Genomic DNA, 16,019 nt, shown 5'->3' on the forward strand with positions numbered 1-16,019 from the left:
AGACCTTATGACGGGCGATCTCGCCGGGCATATCGAAGATACACGGCTGGCTGAGGCGCTGAGTGAGCGTTATCTGGCCTACGCCATGTCCACCATCACGTCACGCTCTCTGCCGGATGTACGGGATGGGCTCAAACCGGTGCATCGCCGTTTGCTCTATGCCATGCAGCAGCTCAAGCTGGACCCGAGTTCCGGCTTCAAGAAATGTGCCCGTGTGGTGGGTGATGTCATCGGTAAGTTCCATCCCCATGGGGATGCATCCGTCTATGATGCGCTGGTGCGTCTGGCGCAGGATTTTGCCGTGCGTTATCCGCTGGTGGAAGGACAGGGCAATTTCGGGTCCATTGATGGCGATGGTGCGGCTGCCATGCGGTACACCGAAAGCCGCATGACCGAAACGGCCCGCATCATGCTGGAAGGAATCAGCGATGATGCGGTCGATTTCCGTCCGACCTACGACAATGAGGATCAGGAACCGGTCGTCCTGCCGGGGCTTTTCCCCAATCTTCTGGCCAATGGAGCGGCCGGGATTGCCGTGGGTATGGCCACCAGCATCCCTCCTCATAATGCCGCCGAACTCTATCAGGCGGCCCGGTTACTGATCGAGAAGCCGGACTGTAGCACGGAGGAGCTGCTGGATGTCGTGCCGGGGCCGGATTTCCCTACCGGTGGCCTGCTGGTTGAAGACCGCCAGACGCTCGCCCAGGCCTATGAGACAGGGCGTGGCAGCTTCCGCATCCGGGCACGCTGGGCGGTCGAGAAGGGCCGTGGTGGCGCATGGACCATCATCGTCTCGGAAATTCCCTATCAGGTGCAGAAGGGTAAACTGATCGAAGATATCGCCAGGAAGATGGAAGAGAAGAAACTTCCTCTCCTGGCTGATGTACGGGATGAAAGCACAACGGATATCCGGTTGGTTCTGGAACCCAGAACCCGCAGTTGCGAGCCTGATGTGCTGATGGAAACGCTCTTCCGGCACACCATGCTGGAAAGCCGCTTCAGCCTGAACATGAACGTTCTCAGCCAGGGGAAAATCCCCGGCGTGCTGTCCCTCAAGGAGGCCCTGAAGGCCTGGCTGGAGCATGTGCATGACGTGCTGGTCCGCCGCACGCAGCATCGTCTGGATGCCGTCCTGAAAAGGCTGGAAATTCTGGATGGCTTCCTGAAGGTCTATCTCAATCTTGATGAGGTCATCCGCATCATCCGGGAAGAGGATGAGCCGAAGCCTGCCCTCATGAAAGCGTTCTCCTTGAGTGAGCTTCAGGCGGATCATGTGCTGAACATGCGTCTGCGGTCCCTTCGACGGCTGGAAGAAATGGAAATCCGCAAGGAATGGGACGGTCTGGGCAAAGAGCAGGCGTCACTGGAGGCTCTGCTGGGGTCTGAAAAGCGGCGCTGGAGCCGGATCGGGAAAGATCTCCAGAAGATGCAGGCCCTGTTTGAAGGTGGACCCTATGGCCAGCGTCGCACGGTCATGGGTGAGGCCCCGGTCAGCATTGATACTTCTGCCGCTCTGGCGGTGGAACGGGAACCTGTCACGGTGCTTCTTTCACAGGAGGGCTGGGTTCGTGCCGTCAAGGGGCATGGGCATGATGTGGAGAACCATCGCTTCAAGGAAGGGGACGGACTGGCCTGGCATGTCGAGTGTCAGAGTACGGACCGTCTCTGTCTGATGGCAGCCGGGGGGCGAGCTTTCACGCTGAAGGTGGCGGACCTGCCCCGGGGGCGTGGCTTTGGTCAGCCGGTGCGGACACTGGCTGATCTGGCGCAGGATGATCAGGCTGTGGCCCTGTTTGTTCTTGGTGAGGATGATGCCCGGTATTTTCTGGCCAGTACCGATGGCCGGGGGATGCAGGTGGCCGCCAGCAATCTTGCAGCGGAGAAGAGAACAGGGCGGCAGGTGTTCAACGTGCGGGATGGAGCGCAGGTATGGCTTGCCCTGCCCGCTGAGGGGACGCATGTTCTCTGCCTGACAACAGCCAGACGTGCGCTCATCTTCCCGCTTGAGCAGGTGGCCGAAGTGGCGAAGGGAGGGGGTGTCAGCCTCCAGAAACTGGCTGATGGCGTGGCGATCAGCCATATCCGTCTCTTCTCTCTGGAAGAGGGCCTCGTCTGGCAGGAGGGGCAGAAGGTCCGGTCCCCGGCTGATCTGGCCCCGCTGGTTGGCCGCCGGGGCGCTGTCGGGCGGGCAGCACCACAATGGATGCTGCGCCGATAGGCGGGACAAGCCTGAAACAGCCTGCCGGCCGTCTCCGCCTACAGGTGGGGGCGGGCTGATTAATGGGACCATGCTGAGGAGAGGACATGGCAGCGCTTTTTTCATACACCTTCCTGCTGGGGCTGCTGCATGTCAGTCTTTCCCTTCTGGTAACAGGCCATATCCTGCTCACCAAACGGGATACGGCTGCTGCCGCTGGCTGGATAGGTTTCTGTTGGGTCATGCCCTATCTGGGGTCGCTGCTTTATCTCTGCCTGGGGATCAATCGTGTCCATCGCCGGGCGCAGAAGCTGCGGGAAGATGTCAGCCCGGAGGAGACGGCCTTTCTGGCGACATGGACCCATGATGCTGCCGACAGTTTCATGGCACCTCTGGTAAAGATGCTGGATGGACTGACTGGCCTGCCCCTGCTCAAGGGGAACAGCGTGACCTGCCTGCATGATGGCGACCATGCGTATCCGAGGATGCTGGAAAGCATTGCCCGGGCAAAGCACTCCATTCTGCTCTGTTCCTACATTTTTCGGGATGATGGAATCGGCAGGAAATTCGTGGCAGCTCTGGCGGAGGCCCGGCAGCGTGGGGTGGAGGTCCGTGTACTGGTGGATGGTATCGGCAGTGGCTATCTCTACAGCCCGATCATCCAGAGGTTGAAGCGGGAGAACATACCCTGTGCCCGGTTCATGCATTCTCTCTGGCCGTGGCGGATGCCGTTCATCAATCTGCGGGACCATCGCAAGATATTGGTGGTGGATGGCCGGACAGGCTTCATGGGTGGGTTGAATATTGGAGCGGAAAATCTGCTCAACCAGCCCAGAGGGCGGCGCATCCCGGTGGCGGATACGCATTTCCAGCTGGAAGGTCCCGTGGTCCAGCAGCTTTCCGAGGTCTTCGTGAGGGACTGGGCCTTCACGACTGGGGAAACCCTGGAAGGGGAGCGTTATTTTCCGGTGCCTGTGGCGGGTGGCAGTATTCCGGCCCGTGTCGTGACGTCAGGGCCGGACATGGATGTTGAGAAGATTGAATATACCATTCTTCAGGCTGTCATTCTGGCCCGCAGCCATGTCTGCTTCATGACCCCTTATTTCATCCCGGATAACCGGTTTGCCACAGAGCTTGGGCTGGCTGCCCTGCGTGGGGTGCGGGTGGATATTGTTGTTCCCCGTCACAGCAACCATCCGGTGACGGATTATGCCCGCAATGCCCGCCTCAGGAACCTGGTGCTGGCGGGTTGCCGGGTCTGGCTGGGGGATCCGCCTTTCAACCATTCCAAGCTCATGACAGTGGACCGGGCCTGGAGCCTTGTTGGCAGTGCCAATCTGGACCGACGGTCCCTGCGTCTCAATTTCGAATGCAATCTGACCCTGCATGGTGCGGAGACGGCAGGTCATCTGGAAGAGTTCATCCTTGGCCATTGCAGCCATCAGCTGACGCTTGCTGAAATTGATTCATGGTCCCTGCCGGTCCGCTTGCGGAATGCGGCCTGCTGTCTCTTCCTGCCTTATCTCTGATCAGGAAGGGTGAGGCTGCTGCTTACGGCCTCTGGTTGCAGGGTGACGGCAATGGGGCGATGGTCTGATCCGAAACGGGGATAGACCCGCCGTTCCATCAGGGAGAAACCGCGGACAAGGCAGCGGTCCAGCCGCAGGGGCACCCTGTCGAGCATCCGGTGGGTCTGCTCCCGTGGTCCCACATCCCTGAAACCCCGCAGCATGGCGGGGCCTACCTGATTGAAGTCTCCGATGATGATGGCCCGTTCCGGCAGTTCCTCCCGGATGAGCCGCAGCTGACGCCGGTTGAGGATGGGACCGTGGGAGAGATGGACATTGGCGAGGCCGAACGGCCCAAACCCTGTATCAAATTCCAGCAGCTGGGCAGAACGGTGGGCAGCCAGACCGGGCGGCAGCATGTGCAGCCGTGGGGAGGAGAGAAAGGGATGGCGGCTCCAGCAGGCGGTGCCATGGACCCGTCCCTCTGAAGCCAGACGGCTGAAATGCCCCCCTATGAGGTCGGGCAGACGGTTGATGAAGGGGCGGCATTCCTGCATGAGCAGTATGTCGGGCTTCGTAACCCGCAGCAGGAGGCGGATATCCTCCAGCGTGGCACCATCCTCATGAAAAAGGTTCCAGCTCACCAGCCGGAGGGCATGGGGGACTGCAAACGGCAATGTCGGGTCCTGCATTGTTGTAATGACCTGATAATCAACAGAAACAAGACCCATCTGCACAGGCCTGAAAGGGAGAAGGCAGTCTATACCGTTTTGGCGGTAAAGAACATCATGGAACCTTCATGCCAGATACCGGCCTTCTTTACAGGAGAAAGCTGTACGGCAGGGGGCTTCATGAAGGGGGGTTGCGTCTCTTCGTGAAGAAGGGAAAATGTCTGTCCGACCCGCATGGATAGCAGGAGTGACAGGTATGAAGAGCAGGAGCAGGACCATAGGGGCAGGGTCTGTCATTGGTGAGGGCTGGCAGAAATTTGCAACGTTTCTGACCCACGCCGGGCGTCAGCAGCCGGGTCGGGAAGGCGGATTTGTCAACATGCCGGTTGAGCGTGGTTCAACGGTCGTGTTCCCGACGGTTGAGGACATGGAGGCCCAGGGCGTTCATGCCTACGATCACAGGCTTGTTTATGGCGCCATGGGCAACCCCGTCCAGCACAGGCTGGAACAGGTGATTGCAGCCCTGGAAGGCGGAAGCCATACGCAGGTTGTCAATTCCGGTCTGGCAGCCTGTAGCGTGGCTCTGCTGGCGTTCCTGAAGAGCGGGGACCATCTGCTTCTGCCAGATTCCGTCTATGGTCCGACACGGCGTTTTGCGTTGGGAATGTTGGCCCGTTTTGGGGTTGAGACCGGCTTTTATCCGCCCCGTGCGGATGAAGCCACCCTGCGGGCGCATCTCCGGCCCAACACGGCCGTGGTTTTTGCCGAAAGCCCGGGCAGTCATACGTTCGAGGTGCAGGACGTTCCCCGGATCGCCCGTCTGGCACACGGAGCCGGGGCACGGCTGCTGCTGGACAATACATGGGGGATCGGGGCGTTCCAGCCTTTCACGCATGGGGTGGATGTGTCCATTCAGGCCCTGACGAAATATCCCAGCGGCCATGCGGATGTGATTCTCGGGTCCATCACGGTCCAGCGGCAGGAACACTGGCAGGCCCTGCGCCGTGCCGCCATCGAGCTGGGAGCCTGCGGTGCCCCGGATGACTGCTGGCTGACCCTGCGTGGCCTGAAGACCATGGCTGTCCGTCTGGCCCAGCAGGCCCGCTCCGCTTATGAGCTGGCCCTCTGGCTGGAGAGTCGCCCGGAGGTCGCCCATGTGCGGCATCCAGCCCTGCCGGGCTGTCCGGGGCATGAGATATGGAAGCGTGATTTCACGGATGCCAGTGGTCTGTTCGGTGTGGAGCTGGTTGAAGGGATCACGCAGGAAGCCATGGTCGCCATGCTGAACGGACTGAACCTCTTCAGCATTGGAGCCAGTTGGGGGGGGTATGAAAGTCTTGTCCTGCCGACATCCGGGGGACTGACACGACATCATGAAGAGGGTTTGCCGAAGGGCGCAGCCTTCCGTATTCAGGTCGGGCTGGAGGACGTGGCGGATTTGAAGGCTGATCTGGCCCGTGGGCTGGATGGACTGTCTTCCTGATCTTCAGAGCGGGGTGCGGTAGGAGAGAGCTTCTGCCGCATGGTGTTTCTGCACGGTTTCCGTGCCGTCCAGATCGGCAATCGTGCGGGCGACACGGAACATGCGTGTGATGCCACGGTGTGAAAGTTTCACCCGCAGGGCTGCCTGTTCTGCAAGAGCCAGGGCGTCCGCTTCGAAGAGGAACCCATCGGGGGGCATGGTGCTGTTGCAGGTTCCCTGTCGTTCCATCTGCCGATCATAGGCCTTTTGCACTCTGGCCCGTACCTCTGCGCTGCTTTCCCCTGTGGGAGCACGGCTGATGGCCAGAGGTGAAAGGGAGTGGATATGAACGCACAGATCCATGCGGTCCAGCATCGGGCCGGAGATGCGGGCCGTATAATCCTGTGCGCAGCGTGGTGCCCGGTTGCAGGAACGCTCGGCATCATGGACATACCCGCAGCGGCAGGGGTTCATGGCGGCAACAAGCTGGAAACGGGCCGGATAGTGTGTATGCCGTGCGGCACGGGAGATGGTGACCTCACCTGATTCGACAGGCTGGCGCAGTCCTTCAAGACAGTTGCGGGGAAATTCAGGGAGTTCATCCAGAAACAGGACGCCATTATGGGCGAGGCTGACCTCGCCGGGCATGGCTTTTGGACCGCCACCGACCAGAGCAGGCAGTGTCGTATTGTGGTGTGGCGCCCGATAGGGGGGACGGTTGACAAGCTGCCCGGCAGGCAACAGGCCACCAATGCTGTGGATGCGGCTGGTCTCCAGGATTTCCGTCGCAGAGAGATCAGGCAGGATACCGGGCAGACGGCTGGCCAGCATGGATTTTCCAGACCCGGGCGGGCCAGACATGAGCAGGGAGTGACGACCTGCGGCGGCAATTTCCAGCACACGACGGGCCTGCATCATGCCCTTCACATCCCGGAGGTCGAGGCCATAATCGGGAGGCTGGGGGGTAGGAGGGGGTTCATCCGGCAGGGGCTGTTCTTTGCGGAGATGGCCGATCAATGCCGTGAGGGATGGCGTGGCGATGATCTCAAGGGCCGGATGGCCCCAGCGTGCCTCTGCCCCCTGCGATGCTGGGCAGATCAGCCCCTGGCCCTGGGTCGAGGCTGTCAGGGCGGCGCAGAGGATGCCGTTTACAGGGGTGACCGTTCCATCAAGGGCGATTTCACCCAAAGCGGTCAGGGCCGTGATGGAGTCGGCCGGGATGACACCCATGGCGGCAAGCAGGCCCAGAGCGATGGGGAGGTCGAAATGGGCTCCTTCCTTGGGGAGGTCGGCCGGGGTGAGATTGACGAGGATCCGTTTCGGAGGGAGGGCCAGCCCCATGGCGGAGAGTGCCGCACGGACACGCTCCCGGGATTCGGCAATGGCCCGGGCGGGCATCCCGACAATGATGAAGGATGGCAGCCCGCTGGAAATCTGAACTTCCACCATGACAGGCAAGGCATCGATTCCAGAGAAGGTGACGCTCTGGATGCGGGCAAGAGCGGGCGGGGTGGTGGCCATGATCAGAAGTCCTTGTGGGTCGGATATGAAACCGCCCGACAGTGGACCTGCCGGGCGATTGTCAGAAGCAGACCGGACAGGGCAGCAGGACGGCTCAGTCTTCAGCCGGGACCGGACGGATGGAGCGGGCCCGCAGGGTTCCTTTCAGGCTACGGAGCTGTTCCAGAAGCTCTTTTTCCAGTTCGGCGACATTCTGGCCTTCCTGTGCTTCGGCTTCGGTCACGACGTAGCCAAGCTCACCATCTGTCTGGAGGAACTGGGCCGTCAGGTTGCAGGCGGCTTTGGCAAAAATGTCGTTGATCTGCCCAAGGATGCCCGGCTGGTTGGAGTGGACATGCATGAAGCGCATCCCGCCGGGGCGCTCACCCAGCTGAACCTGTGGGAAGTTGACAGCCCCGATGGTGGAGCCGACATCAGAATAATCCACCAGCTTCTGGGCGACTTCGACACCGATGCGCTCCTGTGCTTCCATGGTGGAGCCACCGATGTGTGGGGTCAGCAGTACGTTTTCCAGCCCCTGGAGCGGAGAGGTGAAGCGCTCCTGACTGCTCTTCGGTTCCACGGGGAAGACGTCGATGGCCGCACCCATCAGGTGGCCGTCCTTCAGGGCACGGGCCAGGGCTTCAATATCCACCACCGTGCCACGGGCGTTGTTGAGCAGAATGGAGTTCGGCTTCATGGCCCGGATTTCAGCCTCGCCGATCATGTTCTGCGTTTCCGGTGTTTCAGGAACATGCAGCGTCACGATGTCGGACTGGCCCAGCAGCTCTTCCAGAGAGCTGACGGCAATGGCGTTGCCGTGTGGCAGGCGGGGGGCGATGTCGTAAAAGAGCACCCGCAGGCCGAAGGATTCGGCCAGAACGGACAGCTGGGACCCGATGGAGCCGTAGCCCACGATGCCGACCGTCTTGCCGCGGACTTCCCACGCATTGTTGGCGGACTTTTCCCAGCCCCCCTTGTGGCAGGCCTCCGAGCGGGACGGAATGCGGCGCAGCAGCATCACGATCTCGCCCATGACCAGCTCGGCCACGGAACGGGTGTTGCTGAAAGGCGCATTGAAGACGGGAATCCCGGCCATCCGGGCAGCCTTGAGGTCCACCTGGTTGGTGCCGATGCAGAAGCACCCAATGGCCATGAGGCGGTTGGCAGAGTTGATGATATCGGCTGTCAGCTGCGTCCGGCTGCGAATGCCGACCATATGGACACCCTGAAGGGCTTCCTTGAGGGCATCGCCTTCCAGGGCGCCTTTCAGCCGGGTGACAGAGGCGTAGCCCTGCTGTTCCAGATAGTTGACGGCACTGTCATGGATGCCTTCCAGCAGAAGAATGTTGATTCTGTCTTTGGCGAGGGAGAGGGGCATGGCGGGTAACCTTCATCGTGGGAACCGGGTCAGCAGGCGTGACCTCGTGAAGAATCGTTATCTATGTGTAATGGACAGATCGTCAGGTGGAAAGGGCTTCCATGGCCTCATCACGCAGGGGTGTGCTGGCACAGGCCAGTACGGTGCCGTCACTTTCCAGTGTCAGCGGGGCGCCGGACCAGTCCGTCAGGCTGCCACCGGCCCCCCTGATGATGGGGGCCAGTGGTCCCCAGTCCCATGGTTTGAGCGTATCTTCCGCAATGAGGTCGATCTGTCCCAGAGCCAACAGTCCGTAAGCGTAGGCATCTCCTCCCCATGAGGTCCGGCGGACTTTTTGCTGAAGTGCCTGAAACTGCCGGAACTGGGCAGGACGGAAGATTTCCGGTGCCGTGCAGGAAAGCTCAGCCCCTTTGAGGCGGACAGTCTGCCGGGTGCCGATGGTGCCGGGCATGTGCGGGGCGACATAGCGGCTGGATTCACCATCCAGCCCGAGCCAGCGTTCATTGGTGACGGGCTGGTCGATCAGGCCCAGTACGGGACGGCCTTCATGAAACAGTGAGATCAGTGTCGTGAAGCTTGGTCGGCCCGTTACGAAGGAGCGTGTGCCGTCAATGGGGTCCAGCACCCAGAGCCAGTCTTTCCCCGGAGTGCCAGAGGCACCGGCCTCTTCGCCCAGGATGGCATGATGGGGAACATGTTTTTCCAGAATGGCCCTCATGGCAGATTCGGCTTCCCGGTCGGCCAGGGTGACGGGGCTGTCATCGGCCTTGGAGATGATGGTGAGGGACTGGCGGAAATACGGCAGGATGACCTGTCGGGCAGCATCGGCGCAGCGCTGGGCAAGGGCCAGATGGGAGGAAAGATCAGACTGACGCATGAGGATTGTGCCTTTTTCCTGCTGGGTTGATTGACGTGGACAGGACCGCACGGCAATCAGGGATCATGCAACCGATTATTGTCATTCCCTCCAGAATTGCCTCCACAAGGCTTCCACGCAAGGCTCTGGCCGAGATTGATGGCGAGCCCATGATCGTTCATGTCGCCCGCCGGGCTGTGGCGGCCGGGTTGGGGCCTGTCCTCGTGGCGGCCGGAGATGAGGAAATCCGGGACGCTGTGGCAGGCATGGCGGGGGTGAAGGCCATTCTGACAGACCCGGCCCTGCCAAGCGGATCGGACAGGGTGCAGGCGGCGATTGAAGCTCACGACCCGCAGAGGCGGCATGACTGCGTGATCAATCTTCAGGGTGACCTCCCTCTTGTGGAGCCGGAGACCCTCCAGCAGGCCTTGCGCCCACTGGCAGAAGGGCGGTTCGACATCGGGACACTGGTTGCCCCGGTGCAGGGTCCCGAGGAGCGTGACGCCGAGTCGGTCGTGAAGGTGGCCTGTAGTTTCCAGAGTGACGATGACGTGGCCCGGGCACTCTATTTTTCCCGGTCCGTGATTCCGTGGGGTGAGGGCGTGTACTGGCATCATGTGGGTGTCTATGCGTGGCGTCGTGAGGCCTTGGCCCGGTTCGTTACCCTGCCGCCCTCCGGGCTGGAAGAGCGGGAAAAGCTGGAGCAGCTCCGTGCGCTGGAGGCGGGCATGACGATTGGCTGTGCCCGGATTGCCACGGCTCCCTTGGGGGTGGATACGCCGGAAGACCTTGCGAGAGTCCGGGCCAGAGTAGGGGAGCAGCCATCATGCCGGTAATTGCGTTTCAGGGGCGGCCGGGAGCTTATTCCGATCTGGCCTGCCGGGCCACACGTCCGGGCTGGGCCACGCTGCCCTGTCGCAGCTTTGCCGAGACGATCGAGGCCGTGCGGGATGGTCTGGCGGATGAGGCCCTTCTGCCATGCGAGAATTCCCTTGCCGGTCGTGTGGCAGAGATCCATGCGCTGCTGCCGGAAGCGGGATTGAAGATCGTGGGGGAGCATTTCCAGCGGGTGGAACACTGTCTGTTGGGTGTGAAGGGGGCACGGCTTGAAGATGTGAAGCGTGTCCATACGCACCCTGTGGCGATGGCGCAGGTCCGGGGTCTTCTGGCACGGTATGATCTGGAGCCGGTAACAGAGTTTGACACGGCGGGAGCCGCCGAGCTTGTGGCAGGCTGGGGGCGCAGGGAAGAGGCGGCGGTGGCGTCCTCCCTAGCTGGAGAGCTGAACGGGCTCGAAGTTCTTCTGCGCAATGTGGAAGATGCCGCCCACAATACCACCCGTTTCTACCGTGTGGCCCCTCCGGACGCTGTGGTGGAATCCGTGGCAGGCCAGCCGATGATGACGACGCTGATCGTTCATGTCCGGCATGTGCCGGGGGCATTGTGTGATGTTCTGGCCTGTTTTGCACGGCATGGGGTCAACATGACACGGATTGAAAGCTACATGCTGGGAGGCTCTTTTGAGGCATCCCGTTTTCTGATGGACATTGAGGGGGCGCCGGATGACAGGGGAGTTCGGGAGGCTCTTCTGGAGCTGGCAGGGGTGAGCCAGGATCATCACGTGCTGGGCACCTACCGGCGGAGTTCGTTTCGGGATGAGATGTGACCTTTCTCCAGCGGAGAGGTCTCATTATAATGGCAGCAGAATGTCGGCTGGCGAGGTCAGCCCACGGATTTTTATGAGCAGGGACAAGGGTGGAGAGTAAAGAGATGGCACAGAATATCAATGAACGGTACCACAGCTCGCTGACCGCCCTGATCACCCCCATGAAGAAGGACGGCACGCTGGACGAGCAGGCCGCTACCAGGCTGATCGAGCGTCAGATCCAGGGCGGGACGACAGGCCTCATTCCGTCCGGGACAACGGGGGAAAGCCCGACGCTCTCCCATGCGGAACATGGCCGTGTCGTGGAGCATTGTGTGGAGGTGGCTGCTGGCCGTGCGCTCGTGATGGCCGGAGCAGGCTCCAACAGCACACATGAGGCTGTGGGTATGGCTCGTCATGCTCACAAGGTGGGGGCCGATGCCCTGCTGGTGGTCGTTCCCTATTACAACAAGCCGACGCAGGAAGGGCTGTACCGCCACTTCATGACGGTGGCTGATGCCACGCCGCTGCCGCTCTGGCTGTACTGCATCCCGGGCCGTTCCGTTGTGGACCTGACGCCGGAGACCCTGGGGCGTCTGGCCAAGCACCCGAACATTGTCGGTACGAAGGATGCTACGGCCAATCTTTCCCGTCCGCTGGCCGTGCGGCGGGAGGCTGGGGCGGACTTCAACCAGCTTTCTGGTGAGGATGGGACCATCCTGTCCTTTCTGGCCGCCGGAGGGCACGGCTGCATCAGTGTGACGTCCAACGTGGTACCGGATCTCTGCTCCCAGCTCCATCGTCTCTGGCGGGAAGGGAAGGTGCAGGAGGCCATTGCTCTTCAGGACAGGCTGCTGCCGCTGCATGATGCCCTGTTTGCCGAGACCAGCCCAGCCCCGGCAAAGTACGCCATGTCCCGTCTCGGGTTGTGCGAATCCACGCTGCGCCTGCCAATGGTGGAGCCGACGGAAGGAACGAAGAAGCGTGTGGACGAGGCTCTGCGTTTGCTTGGCCTTCTGGATTAAGACGGACCATGGCAGCCAGCAAGAAAAAAACAAAAGGTGGGCTCATTTCCCATGGCATCGCTGCGCAGAACAGGAAGGGCCGTTTCAACTATACCATTCTGGAAACGGTTGAAGCGGGTCTTGTTCTCAAGGGGCCGGAGGTCAAGAGCCTTCGCATGGGCCGAGCAACACTGACCGAGGCCTACGCCGTAGAACGGAATGGTGAGCTGTGGCTCATCAATTCCTATATTCCGGAATATCAGGGAGGGGTGCTGTCCCGGTTTGATACACGGGCTCCTCGCAAGCTGCTGCTGCACCGCAAACAGCTGGCCAAATATATTGGAGAGGTCACCAGAGCCGGGGCTTCACTGGTTCCGCTGGACATTCACTTCAATGCCCGTGGTGTAGCCAAAGTGACACTTGGTCTTGGTAAGGGGCGCAAGAAGGAAGACAAACGCCACGCCATTGCAGACCGTGACTGGCAGCGAGACAAGGCCCGTCTGCTCCGTAACAAAGGGCGTGGAGATTATTGAGGGGAATTCCCCGTTAAAGCTGCCCCGGGGCCAGTAGTAGCAGGGAGGGATGCCCGTTTCTGCTGGTTGTGGGCAGAGGATACAGAAAACCCCACGTTCCTTACGGGCCGTGGGGTTTTTCTTCAGCGGATGCGGAAGACTGTCTTATTCGGCTGTAATCTCTACAGCCTCAGGGCCTTTGTGTCCCTGAACAACCTTCATGCCGATCTGCTGGCCATCAGCCAGACCATGCAGGCCAGAGCGCTCCAGAGCAGAGGCGTGGACGAACACATCCTTGCCACCTGTCTCAGGCGTAATGAAACCGAAGCCCTTCGTGGTGTTGTACCACTTGACGATTCCACGCATTTCCTCGGCCTGGGACAGGTCCGGAGCAGGATGGAAACGTTCCTGGCGCATGGGGGCAGGGCGACGGGGGGCTTCTGCTGTGGCCGTGCTGGCATCGACAGAAATCACCTCAGCCACCTGGCGGCCTTTCGGCCCCTGGCCGACACGGACAACAACGGTCGTTCCCGGTGCAGGCTCAGCATGGCCGAGGGCGCTGATCGTGTTGGCATGGAGGAAAACATCGCCACTGCCATCGCTCAGGCCAACGAAGCCAAAGCCACGCTCGGTGTTGAACCATTTGACGGTACCGGTGATCTCCGGACCTGTCGGGGTGATCTGCGGGCCACCACGGCCACCGCCACGGCGGGCGCCACCGCCAAAACCACCGCCACGCGGGGCATCGTAACTGCCGCGATCATCAAAATAGGAAGGCTGGGTCATGAAATCGCGGTCAAAACCGCCGCGGCGAGAGGAAAAGGAGCTGCGGTCGGATCTATTATTTCTCAAGGGTCTCGTCCCGTACTGGGGTCATCAGGGAGGAAGCGGTCGATCCGCTCCCTCAGGGTCATTATGTTGGAAACATGCCTGCATGTTCCACTTCTGACGGTAGCATGTTTTTTCAATTAAGCCACAAGGAAAAAGATGAAATTACGATAATTTTTTCTGCCGTTATTATGCTGCGTCGTCTGGAAGTCTAATTGTAGGCCACTCCTTCGTAGAGATGACAATAATGTAAGTTTATGGCTGAACAAATATTGTTAACAATTTCTGTGACAGTCTTTTATTTCAGCCAGATACAAGCAGTCTGTCCGGTATGGCCCGGTCGAACAGATGCAGGAGGTCCTGGAGGGCCTCTCCCCTTGGCCCTGTCAGGTCGGGGGTGCGGGTGAGTTCACGCTGGCTGTCCTGCCGCATGGCTGTCAGAAGCAGGGAGAGGCGGGTCGGGTCGGCCAGCCGGAAGCCCGGCAGGCCGGACTGTCGGTTGCCTGTCAGGTCGCCACCACCACGGATGCGGAAATCTTCATCGGCAATCAGGAAGCCATCCTCCGTATCCCGCAGGAGGTGGAGGCGACGCTGGGCTGTGAAGCTGGTGCCTTCACTGTGCAGCAGCAGGCAGAAGGATTTCTGTGCCCCCCGGCCGACACGGCCACGCAGCTGATGCAGCTGGGCCAGCCCAAAGCGTTCGGCCTGTTCGATGACCATGATGGTGGCATTGGGAATGTCCACGCCGACCTCGATGACCGTGGTGGCGACCAGCAGGCGGGTCTGGCCTTTCTGGAAGGCCGTCAGGGCGTTCTGCCTCGTGTCGATGTCCTGCCTGCCATGAGCCAGCCCGATGATGGGGCCGAAACGTTTTGTGAGCTCCGCCCAGCGTTCTTCTGCCGCTGCGGCACTCTGCGTTTCACTCTCCTCGATGAGGGGGCAGACCCAGAAGATCTGCTTCCCCTGGTCCAGGGCCCGTTTCATGCCGGCGAAGATGTCGTCCAGCTTGCCCATGTTGTGCACGGTCGTATGGATGGGCTGGCGGCCGGCTGGCTTGCTGTCCAGCCGGCTCACGCCCATTTCGCCCCATTCCGTCAGTTGCAGGGTGCGGGGGATGGGGGTGGCGGTCATGACGAGAAGGTCGGTGGCTGCCCCCTTGCTGGCCAGCCTCATGCGCTGCTCCACGCCGAAGCGGTGCTGCTCGTCGATGACGGCCAGGCCGAGGTCGGCAAAGGTGACGCCATCCTGAAAGAGTGCATGGGTGCCGATAGCGATCTTCGCATGGCCATCGGCCAGTTTCGCCAGTGCGACCCGCCGTGCCTTCCCCTTGACGGAGCCGCTGAGAAACACGAACGGCACCGGGCACAGGGCCTCGCACGTGCTGGCATGCTGCTGGGCAAGGATCTCCGTCGGGGCCATGAAGGCGGCCTGTGTTCCGGCCTCGACGGCCTGGAGCATGGCCGTCAGGGCGACAAGCGTTTTTCCGGCGCCGACATCCCCCTGGAGCAGGCGCATCATGGGGGCGGGACGCTCCATGTCCGCTGCGATTTCGGCCATGACACGCCGCTGCGCCGGTGTGGGTTCATGGCCGAAACGCTCAAGCAGGGTACGGCGCAGGGAGCCATCGCCCACCAGCGGGCGGCCCGTGCGTGTCCGGGCCTGCATCCGGGCCAGCCCCAGGCAGAGCTGGTCCGCCAGAACTTCATCGGCTGCCAGCCGGGCACGGGCACGCTCCAGAATGGGGGTGGGGTCGTCGTCGGAAGGCAGCGTCTCGGGGAAGTGCATCAGCCCAAGAGCCGTGGCGAAGCTGGGCCAGTTCCGTTTTTTCACCAGGGGCGGGTCCAGCCATTCCGGGAGGTCGGGCGGGATCAGGGCCAGGGCGGCCTGCATGGCTTTCCGCACGGTGGAGGGAAACAGCCCGGCCGTGAGGGGCCAGACCGGTTCCAGCCACGGGAATCGGTCCTTCTTTTCCCAGGCCATGATGTGGTCCGGGCGGGAGAGGGTCAGCTGGTCATGGTAATGCCCGACCTTGCCGGAAACGAGGATTTCTGCCCCCTCTGGGGGGAGGAAGAGCCGCCCCTTCTGGAAGAAGGTGATCTCCAGCGTGCCGGTGCTGTCTCTGGTGGTCAGGATGGTGGGCTGGGAGGAGCGGACGGGGCGGCGGATGCCTGTCACACGGACACGGCTTGTCAGGATGTCGCCCGCTGGCAGTTTCCGCCCCTCGGCGACGCTCATGAGCCTGCGCCGGTCGATCAGCTTTTCTGGCAGGGTGAAGAGCAGGTCGATGATCCGCCTGCCGCCGCTGATCCGGCCCAGCATCGTGGCGTGGCGGGGGCCTGTGCCCGGCAGGCTGCTGATGGGAGCCAGAAGTGGCGCAATCCGTGCGGAAGGGGGAGCTAGGGGCATGGCATCGGGGGCGGGTGGCTTCCGGGCTGACAGGGGGGCTGTGGAGGGC

The 16,019-nt window shown here is 61.5% G+C and carries 13 protein-coding genes; 7 read left to right on the forward strand and 6 right to left on the reverse strand.

From position 1 onward, the window contains the following. Nucleotides 1-7: 7 nt before the first annotated feature. Nucleotides 8-2,218 carry a DNA topoisomerase IV subunit A gene (gene parC, locus CPA54_RS02265; protein ID WP_249085461.1) on the forward strand — a complete coding sequence of 737 codons (2,211 nt, stop codon included), beginning with the start codon at nucleotides 8-10 and terminating at the stop codon, nucleotides 2,216-2,218. 86 nt (nucleotides 2,219-2,304) lie between these two features. Beyond that, entirely contained in the window at nucleotides 2,305-3,726 is a 1,422-nt protein-coding gene (locus tag CPA54_RS02270) for a phospholipase D-like domain-containing protein (protein WP_086431047.1), read from the forward strand. Here the strand turns inward: CPA54_RS02270 and CPA54_RS02275 are convergent. Further along, nucleotides 3,717-4,436: an endonuclease/exonuclease/phosphatase family protein gene (locus CPA54_RS02275; RefSeq protein ID WP_227431353.1), complete on the reverse strand. Its 720-nt coding sequence runs from the start codon at nucleotides 4,434-4,436 to the stop codon at nucleotides 3,717-3,719. The two genes, CPA54_RS02270 and CPA54_RS02275, sit on opposite strands and share 10 nt — an antisense overlap. Nucleotides 4,437-4,632: 196 nt before the next feature. Between CPA54_RS02275 and metC the strand changes: the two genes are divergently transcribed. Further along, the gene (metC, locus tag CPA54_RS02280) at nucleotides 4,633-5,859 is read left to right on the forward strand and encodes a cystathionine beta-lyase (RefSeq protein ID WP_086431046.1); all 1,227 of its coding nucleotides are present in this window, start codon (nucleotides 4,633-4,635) and stop codon (nucleotides 5,857-5,859) included. Between the two features lie 3 nt (nucleotides 5,860-5,862). Here the strand turns inward: metC and CPA54_RS02285 are convergent, their stop codons facing one another. The 3 genes from CPA54_RS02285 to CPA54_RS02295 all read right to left on the reverse strand — a co-directional run bounded on the left by CPA54_RS02285 (nucleotide 5,863) and on the right by CPA54_RS02295 (nucleotide 9,596). After that, the gene (locus tag CPA54_RS02285; RefSeq protein ID WP_249085462.1) at nucleotides 5,863-7,359 is read right to left on the reverse strand and encodes a YifB family Mg chelatase-like AAA ATPase; all 1,497 of its coding nucleotides are present in this window, start codon (nucleotides 7,357-7,359) and stop codon (nucleotides 5,863-5,865) included. A 94-nt stretch (nucleotides 7,360-7,453) separates the two neighbouring features. Further along, nucleotides 7,454-8,719: a phosphoglycerate dehydrogenase gene (gene serA, locus CPA54_RS02290; RefSeq protein ID WP_043560435.1), complete on the reverse strand. Its 1,266-nt coding sequence runs from the start codon at nucleotides 8,717-8,719 to the stop codon at nucleotides 7,454-7,456. An 82-nt stretch (nucleotides 8,720-8,801) separates the two neighbouring features. Further along, nucleotides 8,802-9,596, reverse strand: coding sequence for an inositol monophosphatase family protein (locus tag CPA54_RS02295; RefSeq protein ID WP_249085463.1), 795 nt, complete (start codon nucleotides 9,594-9,596; stop codon nucleotides 8,802-8,804). A 65-nt stretch (nucleotides 9,597-9,661) separates the two neighbouring features. On the opposite strand from CPA54_RS02295, the gene CPA54_RS02300 reads away from it, so the two are divergent. From CPA54_RS02300 to smpB, 4 genes are all read left to right on the forward strand, one after another. Beyond that, nucleotides 9,662-10,411: a 3-deoxy-manno-octulosonate cytidylyltransferase gene (locus CPA54_RS02300; RefSeq protein WP_103765468.1), complete on the forward strand. Its 750-nt coding sequence runs from the start codon at nucleotides 9,662-9,664 to the stop codon at nucleotides 10,409-10,411. Continuing rightward, nucleotides 10,402-11,241, forward strand: coding sequence for a prephenate dehydratase (locus CPA54_RS02305; RefSeq protein WP_043560427.1), 840 nt, complete (start codon nucleotides 10,402-10,404; stop codon nucleotides 11,239-11,241). Before CPA54_RS02300 ends, CPA54_RS02305 begins: the two co-directional genes overlap by 10 nt. Nucleotides 11,242-11,345: 104 nt before the next feature. Then, complete coding sequence (gene dapA, locus CPA54_RS02310) at nucleotides 11,346-12,245, forward strand: 4-hydroxy-tetrahydrodipicolinate synthase (RefSeq protein WP_043560424.1); 900 nt, start codon at nucleotides 11,346-11,348, stop codon at nucleotides 12,243-12,245. 8 nt (nucleotides 12,246-12,253) lie between these two features. Next, nucleotides 12,254-12,757: an SsrA-binding protein SmpB gene (gene smpB / locus CPA54_RS02315; protein ID WP_081563081.1), complete on the forward strand. Its 504-nt coding sequence runs from the start codon at nucleotides 12,254-12,256 to the stop codon at nucleotides 12,755-12,757. A gap of 144 nt (nucleotides 12,758-12,901) precedes the next feature. Here the strand turns inward: smpB and CPA54_RS09165 are convergent, their stop codons facing one another. Both CPA54_RS09165 and recG read right to left on the reverse strand, forming a co-directional pair. Continuing rightward, nucleotides 12,902-13,588 (reverse strand): cold-shock protein, encoded by a 687-nt coding sequence (locus CPA54_RS09165; RefSeq protein WP_081563082.1) that lies wholly within the window; start codon nucleotides 13,586-13,588, stop codon nucleotides 12,902-12,904. A gap of 279 nt (nucleotides 13,589-13,867) precedes the next feature. Further along, entirely contained in the window at nucleotides 13,868-15,970 is a 2,103-nt protein-coding gene (recG, locus tag CPA54_RS02330; protein ID WP_249085464.1) for an ATP-dependent DNA helicase RecG, read from the reverse strand. Nucleotides 15,971-16,019: the final 49 nt, after the last annotated feature.

The organism is Parasaccharibacter sp. TMW2.1890, from assembly GCF_023337645.1.
GTDB classification, from domain to species: Bacteria; Pseudomonadota; Alphaproteobacteria; order Acetobacterales; family Acetobacteraceae; genus Bombella; species Bombella apis.